The following is a 16,097-nucleotide window of genomic DNA, read 5'->3' on the forward strand; positions in this document are numbered from 1 at the left end:
CCATGGAACAATCTCAGCTAATAAAAAAATTTAATTTCTCATTCGCAGTTATATTCGTTGTAAAAGAACTGATTATTTGCCTCAGCGAGTTTTTCTTTTTGAGGGAAGAGGACTTCCGTCTTTTTAACTCGTTTGGCCTTGCCGGCGATTTCCCATACGGAAAAGGCCGTAAAAACCAATGTAGAGAATTGAGCTGGCCGGTCAAGGAAAAACGTGAGTTATCTCTTCTATTTTTTTAGGAAAAAGAAAGAGAATTTTCCGGAAAAAACACTCCGCTTCTGCTCCTAAAAAGCCGAACGGAAAGTGCATTAGAAATCTATAAAATATTTCCAAAAAGTTTCCCGCGATAGCGATGCGAAGTGCTTTAGTCCGGGCATTGCCCGGATGAGCGCGAATGCGCGAACACGTAGCAGCGCGACTCCCGCGAAGCGGGAGGATCGCCCAAAACTTTCGTATTATTTCCGGTTTATTCTACTCTTCTTCTATGTGATAATTTTCGCCGATCGAAAATGCACAGATCCGGGATAAATGTGTATATGATAGGCCTGTTTCTTCGACCCAGGTATTCAATTGATTTTGAATAAGGGTTAGATCCTTTTTGGATTTTCCGGATTTGGAGATCGGAAGACCTGTATCACGTAAACATAATATTACGTCCGAAGATAGTATAAAGGAATCTCTTCCGATAAAGCGTAAAAAATATTGCCCGGTCATCTCGCCCAACCTTGATCCTCCTTTAGAAAGATAATCCAATAAGCCGATTTGATCCTGGATTGGCCAATCTGCCAAAAATTTTCCGAAACTTCCGTGTTCTATCGCAACATCTATAACGAACTGTGCGTTCTTTCTTACAGAAGAAATTTTTTGCGCGTTACGAATGATCCTTTCGTCGGAACTTAAGTCCTCCCAAAACCGATTCGGCTGCTTCAATAGTTTTGCCGGATCAAATCCTAAAAACGCTTCTTCAAATCCGGGCCATTTGTTTTCGACGACTTTCCATACGAATCCCGCGGAGAAGACACGCTTTGTCATCTCACTGAGGATACGATCATCGGTAATTCGACTCAGTTTACTTTTAGGAGGTACTTTAGGTAGGAGAGTTTGTAATATTTTCTCTCCACCTTTTCTTTTAGCAGCTCGTTTTCGGATCTTTTCAAAAGAGATCATACAGGATCTGAGCATATAAGAGATCCGTCTTAGTAAAGGAAAAATCTAAGCGGACCTCTTATTTACAGATCAATTCGCAATCAATATCCGCGTTTGATCTTTAATCGCAAATTTGCAATGACCCTTGGTTATCAAAAACGTAAGAATCCGGACCTTCTTCAAGTGAAACAGCCCAACCTTTATTATTATAACCGATATTGGTAGATAAAGCTTGGATCCCGATCGGAAGTTTGGAATTAGGTCCGAAAGAATAATCCGCAAAGTCTCCGCCCAAATCCAATGGAAATCCTTGCGAATTATAATCGCTGTATATTCTTTCCGCCGAATTTTCTTGATCAGTAACCTTCAGTAAACGATGAGCGGCATCATACTCATAGCTACAATCGTAAAAGATATTACTTGGATTGGATGTTTGGTAACCGCGACTCTTCCCTAAACCTCGCTGGGACGGGAGAAAACAAAAAATTGCCCCTCCCCCTGGTGCATTGATCAATCCAAGTTGTGCACCTTCGATAGACGAATATACTCTACTTTGAGTATCATTCGCGGATTCGCATAAGTATTCTTTTCCAGATACGGAACAGTCATATTCAATCACTACATTGCTAGTATTGAAATCGATTACAGATATTTTCTTCGGAACGCTGATGCATTTTTTACTCAGAAGAGCTGCGAGTATCGCAGGTGTATCTCCACTCGAATTTCCTTCACAATTCCATAATATAGAAACTGAAAGAAGGCATAAGAATAATGAGAGCGCTTTAGTTTTCATTGTGTTCTCCAAACATTTCGATTAAAAAGTTTTTTCGTTTGTTTCGAGCGGAATGTTACCATGACGGAAAGTCGGAGACAAGATCGGTAAGTACTAGGAATTTTTCGTTTTTAAGTAGTAATACGTGGGTTTACAGTGTTTGCTTGTTGGAATTCCAACATGAGGGCAGCAGGAAAAACTTGGTTGCGAGAATACGAAAAGTGTGATAGGAGATTTTTTGTGCTCGCGGGTATCACCGACCGGCCCCCCTTCGCAGCGATCGCAAGAGCGAGAAGACGACCAGCTCTGCTGAGTCGGTGACCGAAAGGTCAAACGAGATTAAAAATGAAATCAAAACGATTCGATCCGATCGAAAACTTTTCTATGGGGTACCACCGACCGGCCCCCACCCAATGAGGGTGGGGCGCGTCTTAAAAATTTCCCCGCTCACTGTCACAACTCGTCGCTTCGAGCGTCTTTCCTTTAAAAGAGGAAAAAATGAACACAAGATTCAATTACGCCAAAGTATATCCCCAAGTTTTGGAAAAAATGATGGAGATGGAAAACTTTGCAAAAAATTCAGGGATCGAAACTAAACTTTACGAGCTAATTAAGATCAGAGCTTCTCAAATCAATGGCTGCGCTTTCTGTATTAACATGCACACTGTAGACGCAAGAAAATCAGGAGAAGAGGAAAGAAGAATCTATCTTTTGAACGCATGGAGAGAGGCTCCTTATTATTCTGAAAAAGAAAGAGCTGCTTTGGAATTAACAGAGTACGTGACTAAAATTTCGGAGCATGGAGTTTCTGATGATCTGTATGCAAGAGTTAGAGCTCAGTTTGAAGAAAAGGAATTTATAGCCCTGATAGTTGTAATTAACACGATCAATTCCTGGAATCGGATCGCAATCTCCACTGGGATGACTGCTCCTAACTAAAAACGCAGATTTGCTAAAAATATTCATACGTGCCTTTTGATTGATTTTCGATCAAAGGACGTATGAAATTCATTTCGGTCTCACGCGATTGCTATTCTAACTTAGTAGCTTCTAAAGTTTTTGTTAAAGATTGGGAAGTACCTTTCAGTCTTTCTAAACTAGTTCTGAGCTTTTCTGTGATTTCAGACATCTCCATGGATCTTCTACTTAGATATTCTATTCCACTCAGGATCTGTTTTGCTCCATTCGATTGTTCTAATGTAGAATTTTTCATCTCCTTTGAAAGATCTCGGATATGTTTGTTCTTGTCCTCCACTTCGGTAGAAAGACTTTTTTGTTTGTCCACGGAATCCCCGACTTGAGCAAGTGCTTCTCCGATAGAACCTATTCCTGAAGTCAATTCACGGAATGCCTGGACCAACTCTCCGAATTTTTCGGAACTTGTATCGGAAGCTTCTCCCAAGGCGCCGATCTGTTTTACGATTTCTTTTGCATTTCGAGAAGAAGAATCAGCAAGTTTACTTACTTCTTCTGCAACTACTGAAAATCCTTTTCCAGCCTCACCAGCCCTAGCGGCTTCGATGGCTGCATTCAATGAAAGTAAATTTGTTTTTCCTGCAAGATCCTGGATTACTCCTAAAATCTTACTCACTTCTTGGACAGTACCCTTAAATTGAGAGAACACATCTAATGCAACTCGGACTGTGCCCTCTCCTTCTATCGCGGTAGCCGCAGATCCTTCTCCCAAACTTCTCGCAAAAGAGACTGCCTCAAACACTCGGACCATTTGGTCTTTCCATTTGTCTATAGAAGTAGAAGTATCATCCCCGAATTCATCCTGTTGTTCCGCCATCTTCGCGATGGATTCAATACTTGCGCCCATCTCTTCCAGGGTAGCGGACGTTTCTTCTACCATACTTGCAAGATCGCGACTACTATCCTCATTTGCTTTCGCAACATCTTCTACATCTATTAAGGATTTGCGAAGTTCTTCCGCTACTGTTTCAGAACTTTGTAGGATCTCTTTCGCAGAAGTATAATTTCGGATGGCTCTTTCTTCTGCGTTTTGTGCCTCTTCTACCAATCTTCTTACAAACTTAGTCGCATAGGATATAGTAACTCCAAATGCGAAAATAAATACTCCCATCAAAATTACCAAAGGAGATCTCAAACGGATCATTCCTTCATAACCCATGGTAAGAAGTTGTGGGTTCAGAATAGTAAGTGCCAGCGACATCGCGGTAAATTGCACTGCTAAAACGGTAGAAGTGATAAATGTAAATCTGGGATTAAACCTAAAAATAGTCCCGGCTAAGATTAAAAAATAGATCCCATAATTAGCAGGGCTCAATATACCATTTGGTTTCCACTGATCTTCTGTTCCGAAATATCCTGCCTGCACAATTGCATAACCAATAAATTCCATGAACACTGTGGCATATTTCAGCCAAGGTTTATAGCCGAAAAACTTCATTACAAAAATTGAAAAGAAGATTATGAAGGAATATGCGATGATGCCGCCTATATAATAACCTAAAACGGCCTGGATCCCGCTTTTCCAAATCAACCCAAATGCAGTTCCGAAAATAAAAACTAGGGTTAAAAAAATCCGTAGATAGTTTGCGGCGACTTCTCCTTGGCGTTCCAATTCCAAATTTCTATTCATTATTCCTCGGTTAGGCGGTTTTAGTTTTTGGCCCAAAATCGCCCCAAATCGACCGAGTGTCAAGCAGGGATATTACGCAGATCTAAATTAGAAGAATTAAAAGTCGATTGGAACCATCAAAGCAAGTTCAAGAGTACTCATATGGATCGTATATCCCGAATCTTTGAACAACGGTCCATGCCAACTAAGCCTAGCTTTTATAAACCCGAATTTAGGTGTTTCTACATAGATCATATAAGCGAAGACTTGTTTGTCCTTAGCATTGATGCTAGTTCTAGACAATGCACTCAAAGCTAATAATTCTAGAGGACTATATTTATCCTGCAAATTTGCATAAACTAAAAGTGATACTATATCCGTAGAAAAATGAGTGCCTTGGCTCGCGAGATAAGCTCCCATCGTTTCTAGATTGTTTCCTTGGCTTAAATTTAATAAAAGATAATTGAATATTGGATCTCCCCTTCTTAGATCCACCAAACCGGAACTCAATTGTAAAAAGCTCAATGTATTTAGAAACGTTGTCCTATCCCCCATTGCTCCATACATTTTACCGATCGTTTCTCCCGGATCTCTAAAGTCTACGTTCCCTCTCATTCTCATGTCTGCTAAACCGAAACCAAATCCCATACGAAATCCATCTACTTCTGGATTTCCCCAATAGAATGTGGGTATTATATAATTATAATCTACTCTTACGTTTGTACCTAGATCGGCAGTGACTGAATTTTTGTCATTCTTGCCAGTGCTACTATTACTACTGGAAGATGAGGAACTTGAATCGGAAGAAGAGCCCGTATCAGGAGCAGGCACAGAGTAACTTTGTTTATCGAATTCCTTTCTGGCAGAGTGAAACAAAAGTTGTACTCCGAACGCCTCGTTGATCTTATAATCCTTACTTCTGATATCAAAAAAGAAATTCGGCTTTTGAGATTCTGTCGTCATGGCCGCAGATCTTCCCCTTCCGCTGAGATCTAAATCTGAAATAAAATCATAACTTCCGCCAGGCTGTATGGAGAAAAATTTTGCCTTAGGAGTCTTAGGAACACCCAAGTCCCGATCAAACTTATTTGCTTTTTGAGAGGAATCGTAGTGATCTCGGATCTCTTTTAAAACATCCTCATCTAAATCTGTTTTTACCGGTGAAGCGAAATTGGGGATCGTAAATAAAATACAGAATAAAAGTAAAAAATAAAATTTTGCCTGAATGTTTCGCTTCATGTATATATAAGAAGAATATTGCTCCTTTCGATCTAATCTGAGTCAACTAACAAAACGGATTGAATAAGTAATGCTATCATTTAGGATGGAGCGGATGGATTGGAGATTTAGATCATTACTTATACTAAATATATCCTTACTTAGCTTCGGTTGCCTAAAAACATTTCCAGTATTGGAAGAGCCGAAGCCAGGGGAAGAAGGATTAGTAGCTTTCGGACTTATTGTTGCTAAAGGTGGTATCTCAAATGGGGTATTCATAAGTATTGAAGAATCCATTCCGAAAGAAACGCATCTCTCTTCTGTTGCAGGAAATACCTGGCGCATCAATTTAGAAGATCCAGGTAAAGAAATGGAAGGAGATGGAAATTACAGATTTTTATGGGTTCAAAAATTACAGTTAGGTAAATCGGAAAAAGGAACTGCCAAATATTTCGTAGTTACTAGACTTCCTCAAAATCAGACCTTAGTCCTTGACAGCGCTTCTTATACTTATACAACCACTCATACTTATACAACCGTAAACAAATACGGACATGTGCAAACACATACGTATACAGTTCTTCACGCTAACTCCATTCCAATAGAGTACGATACATTAGAAAAATCTAAATTTTCCTTTTCTAACCCTGGAGGCTTAGAGATTAAATTTATAGGAAATTTTATTGCTCACCCGAAAGGCCTAAATCCATCATTAGGCGGTCCTTATGCGGGTACTTATGTTCTAACAAATCTGGATACTTATCTTCAGAATAATCCGAATCTTTCGTCCGATCTCAAAAATAGATTTTATGGCAATGAAGAAGTAAGTGCAAGAGGAGCAGAAATCCATTTTTTAAAAAGGTTTATCAAAGAAAATAGATCTCGCTACTGGCAGGACATTGCTATCAAAAAACTTTTTAGATTAGATACTAAAACCAGAGAAGCAGCTATTAAAGCAAAAATTCCAATCCCTTCTCAGGATCTTAGTTCGGAGAATCCAATCCGACAAAATTAAGCTCTAAAACTTCTTTTCTTTACCTAATAATTCGGCTAACAGAACACCTGTGAGTACCAAACTACATCCGACCAATCCGGTTGCATCCAATCTTTCCTCCAAAGTGAAATAGGCAAGAATCGCGGAGAAGACTGGCTCCAAAGAAAAGATCAACCCAGCTCTTGTGGGAGAAATTCCCTGTTGGTATTTTGTTTGTAAGAACGTGGTCCCCACAGAAGAGATCAAACCATTATAAAATAAAGCAGGCATTACTCTGGAATCCATTTTGATAAACAATGGTTCAAATTCCGTCCAATGTAAGATGAATGCTAAAAGAAAAGCAAATACACTGGTTACCAATGTTTGGGATAAAAGCAAAATGTCCAAAGGACAAGACTTACTCGCCTTATCCACATAGATTATGTATAAGGAAAAGAAAAATGCTCCCCCTAAAGTAAGAACATCTCCCAAATGATAAGATATTACTAATTTATGATCTTCTCCAACTGACTCCGCCGAAAGAAAGAATAGTCCTAACATTACTACGATTACCCCGATCAGGTTTCCTGAACTAGGCATACGTTTTAAAAATAAAGTCTGCAAAATAGGAGTAATGACAACCAAGGTCCCAGTTAAAAAACCGGACTTAGTAGCCGTTGTATATTTTAAACCAACAGTCTCGAAAGCAAATCCCAGGAACATCCAGAAGCCCAATAAGAATGCTAAGAAGTATAAGTATTTATTCGTTCTCCAATTCGGATAAGATACCGGATTCTTTCTATTTTTAAGAAGAATATAAATTACAAAAACAAATGTTGCGATCGCAAATCGGATCCCAATAAACAAACAAGAAGAAATGGAAACTAAACTTAGTTTTGTAGCGGAGAAGGTTCCGCCCCAGATCAAAGTGCAAAAGATTAAGGCGGCCTCGTTTTTATATCTGTTCATTTATTGAGCCGGAGCTTTTTTCCTTAAAACTATATCCACTGCTCTCCAGGATCTCCAAGTTGTCCCCTCCCAGTTGGCAGTTTCGTATCCTTCTTTTTCAACTTTTAACTTAATACCACGAATACCCGGGAAGGATTGAAAGAACATTCCATCTTCTTTACGTGAAGTTCGAACTTCTCCATGATAAAAAAGAAGCTTATCGTATTTGATATTAGCTGCCACCGGATTTCCATGCTCATCTTTGATCTTGAAGTATAGTTTACTTCCGTCCGCGATTTCTTCCAAAAGCATTGTCCAAGCAGGTCGCAAAGATTCTATAATTTTAGGGACATCTGAATAAGGTGGATTCAAATGGGAAGATTCGATTAAATAAGCAAGAGTTCCGTATTTAAAGAAATAATAATCTTGGTCTACTCCATCCACTCCATAGATATTTTTTTTAGCGCTAAAAGTATGATTCGGATTTTTACTTTCTACGGATGAAGCGATTCTTTTTCCCAAACTCCAAACCAGATCGGGTTCCGGGTTAGAAGTTCCGTCTATTGTGTATGGAACTAAAATACAATTTGCGAATGCATGATAACTAATAGAAGCGGCAAACCTCTCCTTCTCCGCTAAATTCATCATCGCTTGTGTCTCAGGCTCAGAGCCTGCATAAGGACCCCTGAAAAATACACTGTTGGATACGGAAGAAGTTTGGTTCGATTTTGTTTTTCCCCAAAAGAAAGGATAGTTCCGATTAATATCCACTCCCGGATTATCTTTTTCATTAGCCTGCCCCCAACCAGGATATCCGTTTTTTCTGCCCATGGATATATTCTCATGCCAAAACACACGAGAACCATCTGGATTTACGATTGGGACCACCCAGATTTTTAACTTCGCAAGAATTTCAGAATACTTTTTTTTATGAGCTAAAAGTTCATAAATCACATCATAACAATGTTCTACGGAAACAACCTCGTTAGAATGATGAGCACAATTGAATAAAACTGATATTTTGTCTTCATCCGGAATATTCGTATCAGTGAGTAAGATCGCAGGGATTTCTCGACCCCTCGCCGACTTTCCGATTATTTTATACTGGGAATGTTTTGGGAAAAGTTTGTGTACCCAAAACAGATAATGAGAATTTAATATATTATCCTTGTAACCCTTCTTTATATCCGCTAAAGCAAAAATGGATTCTGATAATGAATCCTGATAATTTCCAGAATAATATTTAAAAGGCATTCCCTTTGCGATATTGATACCTTCTTTAGGGAAACCATAACTTTTTAGTTTTTCCCTTTGGATCACTGCATAACTATGATCCTTCTCTATAAAAGTATAAGGGACTTCCCAAGAAGTGATCTTTTCAAATTCTTCTCTCGCTTTTTTATCTATTTTGAGAAGGACAGAAATAGATCCGTCGTTTAATGGTCTAGAAGGAATGGTTTCCCTAAGTATAGAACAGGAAACTGCAGAATAATAAAAGTAAAAGCCGAGTAGAAAGACTCGAAAGAAGCCCGTCACAGTTTAAATTTCGGAAAGCGAATCGGAAAGAAAAGAAAGAATTCAGTTATGAAAAGGAATATTTATAACTTACTAAGAAAGGAAGTATCTGAGTCGGGAGAAGGTAAACCACCTTCCCCGAATCAAACATGATTATTGGATTATTTTTTCTGCCAGAATTGGGAACGACCGATCAAGGAGAATCCTATATAACCTCGGACTTCTAATTTCTTTCCACCCTCAGTTGCTTTCAGGCTACATTTGTACCAAGTTCCATCGTTTGGATCTAAGATACGTCCGCCGGTCCATTTGTCTCCGTCGGCTCCCAGTCCTTTGATAATGACCATTCCTAAGATTGGCTTATCTTTTTCAGGTCCATCGCACTCAGTACAACGCGAAGGTTTTCCATCTTTATCGTTTGGCTCGATCAGGCTCAGGATTTTTCCGAAAATTTTCCCGTCCTTCTCATAAATCTCGACAGTAGATTCTTCTTTGGTTCCTGCATCGTTGAATGTTCTCCATACTCCTGTAACTGGAGCCGGATCTGCGGAAAGGCTGAATGCTCCCACAAAGAATAATGCGAATAAGAAAATTGCGCCCGTCCTCTTCATCAAATCACCTCATTAAAATAGAAATAAAACGGGGAGAATCCTCCCCGCCACTTGGAATTTTATTTTTTAAGCCAAGTTTGAGTTCTACCGATCAAAGAAAAACCGATGAACCCTCTAACGTTCAATTTAGCACCACCTTCAGTGGCTTTTAGTTTGCATTTATATGTTTTACCGTTGTTCGGATCCATGATGGTTCCGCCGGTATATTCATCGTCGTCTAAGCTAAGACCTTTGATGATAACAAGACCAATAACCGGTTTGTCTTTATCAGCACCTTCACATTTGGTGCAAACTTTCGGCTTACCGTCTTTATCCAAAGGATCTCTTAAGCTAGCGATCTTTCCGTAAATTTTGCCACCTTGTTCGTAAAGCTCAACTACGGACTTTTCTTTACCATCTTCGTCATCAATGGTTTTCCATTTTCCGACTACTGGAAGCGCGTCAGCAAATACAGATTCGCCAACTAAAAACGCCGCCAAAACGGCAAACAAAACGAGTGATTTTTTCATTTTTGATGAACCCCTTAACGTTTCTATTGAAATCGGTTATATTTAGTCTTCTTTTGAACCTAGCAAGCAAACTATTCTTTGAACCATTTTTTTTGCTCAAAAATCCGAATTTTGCAGGAAAGAAATAGGGTTTTACGCAAAAACATGTAGTCTTATAGGTTAATTTAGAAGAGAACCCCGGTTTTTTACCTGTTTTCTTAGAGTATTATTTATGTTTTCGAAACGTTTTCTCCCCTATTTGCGAGTAATCCTTTCTATCATTATCTCGGTATCTTTTCTATTTTACTGTTCTCCAGAAGATAAAAGCTCGAAATCAAACGATTTGATCGCGTTATCTTTGCTTAATGCAAACAGAGACCAAGTTGCTGAGGCATTGACATCTGCAATGGACCCAGTCTCGGGTTCGATGGAAGGTTTAAGCGGAGAAGGTACCTCAGTTGCTCTCCGAGGAAATCGTATCACTTGGCAGGAAAGGATCAGTTCTTTAGGCCACCGAATTTGGAATAAGGGACCTGATTTCGGTGAATTGGAAGCTTACAATTTTTCGTTCAGTTGTTGGGGCGGCGGGAATTATTCCAGACAAGTTTTTTCCACTGAGACAAATGCTTATGACTTCTTAGATTATATTTTGAATGGGAACGATCCTTCTTCTTCTTTCCTAGTCTCTAAAGAATTTGGAAATTGTAGATTTTTACCTTTCAGCAATTGGGTGATCGATGGACTGACTGAAAATATCTGGAGTAATCTTTCCGCTTCTTCTCCTTTTGTTCAGAATGGAACAAATTTGAAAATTGGAGTGAACCGTACAATCCAAAATCCATCCCAAGGAATTTCAGTAAAAGTAAGCGGAACAGGTGCGCCTCTTTCTTACGGAGCAGGAACTCCAACAACCAACCAGGCATATTCTTTAACTTGGAATAATATTCTGACGGGAGCTTCCCCTGGAATTTCTTCTTACTCACAAGATGTTTCCGTTTTGAGAGAAGGATATTCCGGATCGGATCTCATCTTCTCTCACCAAGTTTCTTCCTTAAGTGCATTGCAGTACGGTGCGGATAGAAGCGACTCTAATCCTTTATCCTGGTACCGTCTCTGGAGTGCGGGCTCATTACAAGTAGTACATGTAGAGAAAAATTTCACTTTAAATGTTTCTGTGGACGAACCAGTGAAATGGAAATACATTGATTGTCTTCCAAGGTCAGGAAAAGTATCCTTCACTTTGAGCGGAAATCTAACCGGGACCGGGACTGTTTCCTTTTCCGATGGCTCCGGTTATTATGTTTACACTATGACTGATTCCGACGGAAACAATTCTACAGAGCAGGGCAATTTGGACTTCTCCTCTTGTAGCGTCCCACTTTTTATTCTCTAAAAATTTCTCTTGCATAAGAACGCACCAGGTCGAATCCTCTTGGGAAAGGATTCTTCCAGGTTTGATGAACTCATATTCCTTTCGTCCGATCCATTTTATCATTCTATTTTTATCTTTAATCTTTTTGGCAGCTCCACATATACTCGGATCTCCTGATCCGAGCAAGCCATGTTATGGAAAAAAAATCAAAGGAATGCAATGTATTCCTGAAGGATATTTCATCCGGGGAAGTAATACCCACGATCCCGACGAGGCTCCCGAACAAAAAATTTATCTCAGCGACTTCTTCATAGATTTATACGAAGTCACAAATGAGGATTTCAGCAAATGTATAGAAGAAGGCTCCTGCAAAGATTGTCTCTATAACGGCACTTGCGATTATATTGGTCCTGCTTATGGTGATCTATATTTAAAACCAAAACAGCCTGTTCTAGGAGTAAGTTGGTATACTGCAAAAGAATATTGTGAATGGGTAGGTAAAAGGCTCCCAACAGAAGCAGAATGGGAAAAGGCTGCGAGAGGTCCAAAAGGAAACTTATTTCCTTGGGGAAACAAACCCGCCAACTGTAAGTTAGCTGTCATTGAGGAAGATGAAAGAAAGGGTTGTGTATATAAAAAGATCAATCCTCCGAATTTAATGCCCACTGCTCCCGTAGGAAGTAGACCTGCAGGAGTTTACGGACTTTTTGATATGGCCGGAAATTCCTGGGAATGGGTCCAAGACTGGTATTCCGAAAATTACAAAGTATGCGGGGAGGCCTGTAATGGAAAAGATCCAAAAGGGCCTTGCGACGGAGAAGATAACTGTCCTGGTTTTGATAAAAAAACCTTAAAAGGCGGATCCTGGTGGTGGCCCTCAAGTTATGCAAGAGGTTCCAAAAGAAGAGCGCATGTACCTCAAAATTACCCTGAATATCATCATTTTGGGTTCCGTTGTGCAAAGGACGCAGGTTAAAAAGCTATACAACGGACGGCGCTCTTATAAACAAACGTAAGAAGCCAAAAATGGTTATGCGAAATGAAAACAAAAAATCTAAAGAAACCTATCGTTTCTCTCTTGTTGGTCCTCCTACTAGGATGCGGATCTTCAGAGCTTACTCCAATTTCAGGAACGGAGACACCATCTACAAATTGGGAACAAGATAAAAGCCCATATATAATTTCAAATTGGGCATTTTCCGAAATCCCTTCTGGAAATTTTTTTCATGGGCATTTCCCTATTCTGCCGGGACAAAATTCCGAAAATCTTTCCGGTCAAGATTCATCTAAAATAGAATCTTTTTCAGCCGCACCTTCTAATATCTCGAATTATAATCCCAAAGGAAAGGATTCATCTTTTGTATTCTTTCATTCGGTCAAAAGAAGCAAGAACGATCTAGATATATTAATTTCTGCTTATATACCATTTTGTCCATCAGGATGTTATTTAGGAGTAAAATCAGAAGGCAAAGAACAAATCATCGTCCCTGGAGAATCTGAAGATTCCTCCAAACCTAGGATTGTAGTCATTCCATTCCAAAACGAAGAGGTTACACTGGCCCTACAACTATTCCCTTTTAATGGGCCAAGAAACATGATGGAAAACCCTGTGGTAGGTAGTTTTTCAGAAATACAAACTGTCTATCTGGTAAAGGCACTTAGAGTATTATTATTTAGCTCTTTGGAGTTTTTTTCCTTCTTCTTTTTTGCATTTATATATATCAGAAGACCCCAGGATAAATTTAATCTCTCATTTGCACTTTTAAACTTATCCTTAGCTATTTGGTATCCTGCTTATGAAGGTTGGTTCCAATACATAGTAGATTCTCCTTGGACCTGGGTAATTTTCGGGTATTCATTAGGAGCATTTCTTCCTATTTTATTTTACGAATTTACAATCGGAATTTTCCAAGCACCCAGAAATATTCCCGGAAGAATATTACAATTTCTTTTTATTCTTCTGACCATATGGCCTTCGCTGGAGTATGCCATTACTGGAGGGCATCAATATTTCGGAAGGATCGCATTCCATATATTTTTAGTTATATTAGTATTCTTTTATATGAATACTTTATATATATTTTTCAGATATAGATGGAGCAGTATCCTGTCCTTTCGATGGGTAGTTACTGGTTTAATTTTGGTAGCAGTATCTTCTTTTTATACTGTGTTGAGTTTCGCAGGTTTTGGTCAGGCTCAACCTTGGGTGAACGAAAGTTTCCTAGGGTTAACACTATTATTCAGCTTAGCTCTTGCCAAAAGATATGCAGAAGTTTTTAGGGCTTTGGAAAAATCCGAAGGCAAACTCAAATCTTTAAACGAATCCTTAGAAACAAAGGTAGAAGAAAGGACTAAAATTATCGAGCTCCAAAAAGCTGAACTTGTACAAAAAGGAAGAATTTTAGCGAAAGATCTTTCGATCGCAGGAAAAATCCAAAATGCACTTCTGCCCAGAGAGCTTCCCGTTATACCGAATGCAAGGATCTCTTATAGATACAAACCGATGATGGAAATTGGCGGGGACCTACTGGATGTGATTTACGATCCTTCTACAAGTTCCTTAGGAATGTTCATCGGAGATGTGACCGGTCACGGGGTTTCTGCCGCACTTTTAGCGTCCATGTTAAAAATGACCTTGGGAGATTGGTCAATCCTTCTGCAAGATCCTTCTTCTCTTCTATTACATATTCGTAATCAATTCGAAGGAAAACTGGACGGCCATTTTATCACTGCGACCTTAGTTACTGTGGATTTAAGATCGGGCAAAACACTGATCGCAAATGCTGGACATCCCGAATGCCTTATTTTGAGAAAAGGTGGAGTTGTAGAATTCTATAGACCGAAAGGAGTCGCGATCTACGAGGCAATCCCAACCACTTATCAAACAGAATCAGTGGATTTACAACCTGGAGACAAGGTAGTTTTATATACGGATGGAATTCCTGATTCCAGAAATGCTGAAGGAGAATTTTTCGGAGAAGATCGTCTGTCCGAATTACTTAGAAAAAACTCCAATCAACTCCCTGAAGATCTTTGCGATTCTGTCATTCACGGAGTACAAGCTTTCCAGGGGGAATTCCAAAACCAAGATGATATGGCTTTGCTAGTTGTGGAATATTTAGGATAACTCAGTTAAAACCGATATTCTTGCTAATTGGTTCAGGCACGGCTTGGTTCTGTAATTTTCAGAGAAAGTAAAGAATTTGAATATTGAGATAAATGTAATTCTTCTGCGAGTTTTGAGGCTTCATTTAAATAAGAGTTTATTAGATCAGAGATCTGTCTTTCTAGTTGATTCTCTTTTAAAATTCCCAAAATTTCCTGCTGATTATCTCTTTTCCAGTCTCGCCTCTTATCTTCGGGAAGAAAGTAAATCATGGAAGAAATGTCTTCATTCTCCAAATCTTCTTTTAAATCCTGATAATCATCCAAAAGTCTCCAAGCCACTCCAAAAAACTCATACATTCTTTTAACAAGTTCAGCCTGGTCTTTAGAAAAGAAAGATCTAGCAAGCAAGTAAGGTTGGAGAGACCAAATTCCCATTTGAGAACGAAATCTGGAAAGATGAGCTTCTAAACTTTCTGCAATTCCTAAATCCACAATGGATTTAAAATATCTATCGATGAATTCTTCTGCGATCAAAACACCGTCATGCACTTCTCTACCAAATAATTTGCTGGATTGTGCATATCTGGTCCAAGCCTCAGTCCGAAGTTGCAGAATAATATGATTCGCTCTCAATGAGCCGTCAGTCAAATGATCATCTAAAGAATGAAGTAATAACGCAGAAGAATGAGATTCAAGCAGTAAGGTAAGCCAAGGATTTTCCCAAGGCAAACCATGGGCGGATTCGTTAATCCAATACAAGATAGAATAACTTGGGCTATAATACTTTCTTAAAAAATTAAACCCTTCCGATACGGTATTTTGCGAATATTTATATAAAAATAAGACCGCCTCTGTCCTAAGAGAAATTGGCAATCCATAACAAATACTTAAAGCGGAACGATTCAGTAACTTACAGAATTCCTCCACCTCTCCGTGGTTATCCGAAAGACCAAAATCAAGCCTTTGCATGGCCACATTTTGGAGAAATTTCTTTTTTTTACCATTTATTTACTTTCTTCTAAGAAATTTTTGTGATAAATAAGGTTTTTTGAAGATTCTTTTCGGAAACAATATTCCATTTTAGTATTTTAGATTTTAATAACGATTTATCCCAATCCAAGCAAACAATATCCCGAATATTGAATTTTAAATTTTATTATGTCCCCTACTTTTGCAAGAAGTTTTCAAAAAACATACGTTATACCTCTTGTTAGCTGCAATCCAAGATTTAAAGGATTATAAAATCGGAATACAGATTCCGCAGTTAACTTAATATTCTACTTGCGTGCAAAAAGAAGGATCGGCTACTTCTACTACATATTAAAATTCTATAATGAATCATTGCAGAGGTCCCTTTTTTAA

The 16,097-nt window shown here is 38.9% G+C and carries 15 protein-coding genes; 6 read left to right on the forward strand and 9 right to left on the reverse strand.

The genetic code is table 11. From position 1 onward, the window contains the following. Positions 1-239: hypothetical protein (locus B1C82_RS20730; RefSeq protein WP_205871447.1), on the forward strand; the 239-nt coding region annotated here is incomplete at its 5' end. A gap of 232 nt (positions 240-471) precedes the next feature. Here B1C82_RS20730 and B1C82_RS07160 read toward each other — a convergent pair. Further along, positions 472-1,182: a DNA-3-methyladenine glycosylase I gene (locus B1C82_RS07160; RefSeq protein WP_086446935.1), complete on the reverse strand. Its 711-nt coding sequence runs from the start codon at positions 1,180-1,182 to the stop codon at positions 472-474. Between the two features lie 85 nt (positions 1,183-1,267). Next, positions 1,268-1,939 (reverse strand): hypothetical protein, encoded by a 672-nt coding sequence (locus tag B1C82_RS07165; protein WP_086446936.1) that lies wholly within the window; start codon positions 1,937-1,939, stop codon positions 1,268-1,270. 477 nt (positions 1,940-2,416) lie between these two features. On the opposite strand from B1C82_RS07165, the gene B1C82_RS07170 reads away from it, so the two are divergent. Next, positions 2,417-2,857 carry a carboxymuconolactone decarboxylase family protein gene (locus B1C82_RS07170; RefSeq protein ID WP_086446937.1) on the forward strand — a complete coding sequence of 147 codons (441 nt, stop codon included), beginning with the start codon at positions 2,417-2,419 and terminating at the stop codon, positions 2,855-2,857. 91 nt (positions 2,858-2,948) lie between these two features. Here the strand turns inward: B1C82_RS07170 and B1C82_RS07175 are convergent, their stop codons facing one another. Next, a complete protein-coding gene (locus tag B1C82_RS07175; RefSeq protein WP_086446938.1) occupies positions 2,949-4,523 on the reverse strand; it encodes a methyl-accepting chemotaxis protein in 1,575 nt (524 codons plus the stop codon). 96 nt (positions 4,524-4,619) lie between these two features. Continuing rightward, a complete protein-coding gene (locus B1C82_RS07180) occupies positions 4,620-5,741 on the reverse strand; it encodes a hypothetical protein (protein WP_086446939.1) in 1,122 nt (373 codons plus the stop codon). Positions 5,742-5,835: 94 nt separating this feature from the next. On the opposite strand from B1C82_RS07180, the gene B1C82_RS07185 reads away from it, so the two are divergent. Further along, the gene (locus B1C82_RS07185; RefSeq protein ID WP_234008232.1) at positions 5,836-6,735 is read left to right on the forward strand and encodes a hypothetical protein; all 900 of its coding nucleotides are present in this window, start codon (positions 5,836-5,838) and stop codon (positions 6,733-6,735) included. Positions 6,736-6,738: 3 nt separating this feature from the next. Here B1C82_RS07185 and B1C82_RS07190 read toward each other — a convergent pair whose 3' ends face one another. The 4 genes from B1C82_RS07190 to B1C82_RS07205 all read right to left on the reverse strand — a co-directional run bounded on the left by B1C82_RS07190 (position 6,739) and on the right by B1C82_RS07205 (position 10,276). Continuing rightward, positions 6,739-7,662 (reverse strand): DMT family transporter, encoded by a 924-nt coding sequence (locus tag B1C82_RS07190; protein ID WP_086446941.1) that lies wholly within the window; start codon positions 7,660-7,662, stop codon positions 6,739-6,741. After that, a complete protein-coding gene (locus B1C82_RS07195; protein WP_086446942.1) occupies positions 7,663-9,177 on the reverse strand; it encodes a M14 family zinc carboxypeptidase in 1,515 nt (504 codons plus the stop codon). A 140-nt stretch (positions 9,178-9,317) separates the two neighbouring features. Continuing rightward, positions 9,318-9,767 (reverse strand): DUF2147 domain-containing protein, encoded by a 450-nt coding sequence (locus B1C82_RS07200; protein WP_086446943.1) that lies wholly within the window; start codon positions 9,765-9,767, stop codon positions 9,318-9,320. Between the two features lie 59 nt (positions 9,768-9,826). Next, positions 9,827-10,276 carry a DUF2147 domain-containing protein gene (locus B1C82_RS07205; RefSeq protein ID WP_086446944.1) on the reverse strand — a complete coding sequence of 150 codons (450 nt, stop codon included), beginning with the start codon at positions 10,274-10,276 and terminating at the stop codon, positions 9,827-9,829. A gap of 211 nt (positions 10,277-10,487) precedes the next feature. On the opposite strand from B1C82_RS07205, the gene B1C82_RS07210 reads away from it, so the two are divergent. The 3 genes from B1C82_RS07210 to B1C82_RS07220 all read left to right on the forward strand — a co-directional run bounded on the left by B1C82_RS07210 (position 10,488) and on the right by B1C82_RS07220 (position 14,754). Then, on the forward strand, positions 10,488-11,648 hold the full coding sequence (locus B1C82_RS07210) for a hypothetical protein (protein WP_086446945.1): 1,161 nt from the start codon (positions 10,488-10,490) through the stop codon (positions 11,646-11,648). A gap of 64 nt (positions 11,649-11,712) precedes the next feature. After that, the gene (locus tag B1C82_RS07215; RefSeq protein ID WP_086446946.1) at positions 11,713-12,603 is read left to right on the forward strand and encodes a formylglycine-generating enzyme family protein; all 891 of its coding nucleotides are present in this window, start codon (positions 11,713-11,715) and stop codon (positions 12,601-12,603) included. Positions 12,604-12,666: 63 nt separating this feature from the next. Continuing rightward, complete coding sequence (locus tag B1C82_RS07220) at positions 12,667-14,754, forward strand: PP2C family protein-serine/threonine phosphatase (protein WP_086446947.1); 2,088 nt, start codon at positions 12,667-12,669, stop codon at positions 14,752-14,754. A 32-nt stretch (positions 14,755-14,786) separates the two neighbouring features. On the opposite strand, the gene B1C82_RS07225 is transcribed toward B1C82_RS07220, so the two are convergent. Further along, the gene (locus B1C82_RS07225) at positions 14,787-15,704 is read right to left on the reverse strand and encodes a class 1 isoprenoid biosynthesis enzyme (RefSeq protein WP_199775737.1); all 918 of its coding nucleotides are present in this window, start codon (positions 15,702-15,704) and stop codon (positions 14,787-14,789) included. Between the last annotated feature and the right edge of the window lie 393 nt (positions 15,705-16,097).

It is taken from the genome of Leptospira venezuelensis, assembly GCF_002150035.1.
Lineage (GTDB): Bacteria > Spirochaetota > Leptospiria > Leptospirales > Leptospiraceae > Leptospira_B > Leptospira_B venezuelensis.

What these genes read in the sequence shown, in the direction of transcription:
- B1C82_RS07190 (WP_086446941.1), bottom strand. Translation starts at nt 7,662, where the DNA reads ATGAACAGATATAAAAACGAGGCCGCCTTAATCTTTTGCACTTTGATC.
- B1C82_RS07175 (WP_086446938.1), bottom strand. Translation starts at nt 4,523, where the DNA reads ATGAATAGAAATTTGGAATTGGAACGCCAAGGAGAAGTCGCCGCAAAC.
- B1C82_RS07205 (WP_086446944.1), bottom strand. Translation starts at nt 10,276, where the DNA reads ATGAAAAAATCACTCGTTTTGTTTGCCGTTTTGGCGGCGTTTTTAGTT.
- B1C82_RS07170 (WP_086446937.1), top strand. Translation starts at nt 2,417, where the DNA reads ATGAACACAAGATTCAATTACGCCAAAGTATATCCCCAAGTTTTGGAA.
- B1C82_RS07160 (WP_086446935.1), bottom strand. Translation starts at nt 1,182, where the DNA reads ATGCTCAGATCCTGTATGATCTCTTTTGAAAAGATCCGAAAACGAGCT.
- B1C82_RS07220 (WP_086446947.1), top strand. Translation starts at nt 12,667, where the DNA reads ATGAAAACAAAAAATCTAAAGAAACCTATCGTTTCTCTCTTGTTGGTC.
- B1C82_RS07185 (WP_234008232.1), top strand. Translation starts at nt 5,836, where the DNA reads ATGGATTGGAGATTTAGATCATTACTTATACTAAATATATCCTTACTT.
- B1C82_RS07165 (WP_086446936.1), bottom strand. Translation starts at nt 1,939, where the DNA reads ATGAAAACTAAAGCGCTCTCATTATTCTTATGCCTTCTTTCAGTTTCT.
- B1C82_RS07180 (WP_086446939.1), bottom strand. Translation starts at nt 5,741, where the DNA reads ATGAAGCGAAACATTCAGGCAAAATTTTATTTTTTACTTTTATTCTGT.
- B1C82_RS07200 (WP_086446943.1), bottom strand. Translation starts at nt 9,767, where the DNA reads ATGAAGAGGACGGGCGCAATTTTCTTATTCGCATTATTCTTTGTGGGA.
- B1C82_RS07225 (WP_199775737.1), bottom strand. Translation starts at nt 15,704, where the DNA reads ATGCAAAGGCTTGATTTTGGTCTTTCGGATAACCACGGAGAGGTGGAG.
- B1C82_RS07215 (WP_086446946.1), top strand. Translation starts at nt 11,713, where the DNA reads ATGAACTCATATTCCTTTCGTCCGATCCATTTTATCATTCTATTTTTA.
- B1C82_RS07210 (WP_086446945.1), top strand. Translation starts at nt 10,488, where the DNA reads ATGTTTTCGAAACGTTTTCTCCCCTATTTGCGAGTAATCCTTTCTATC.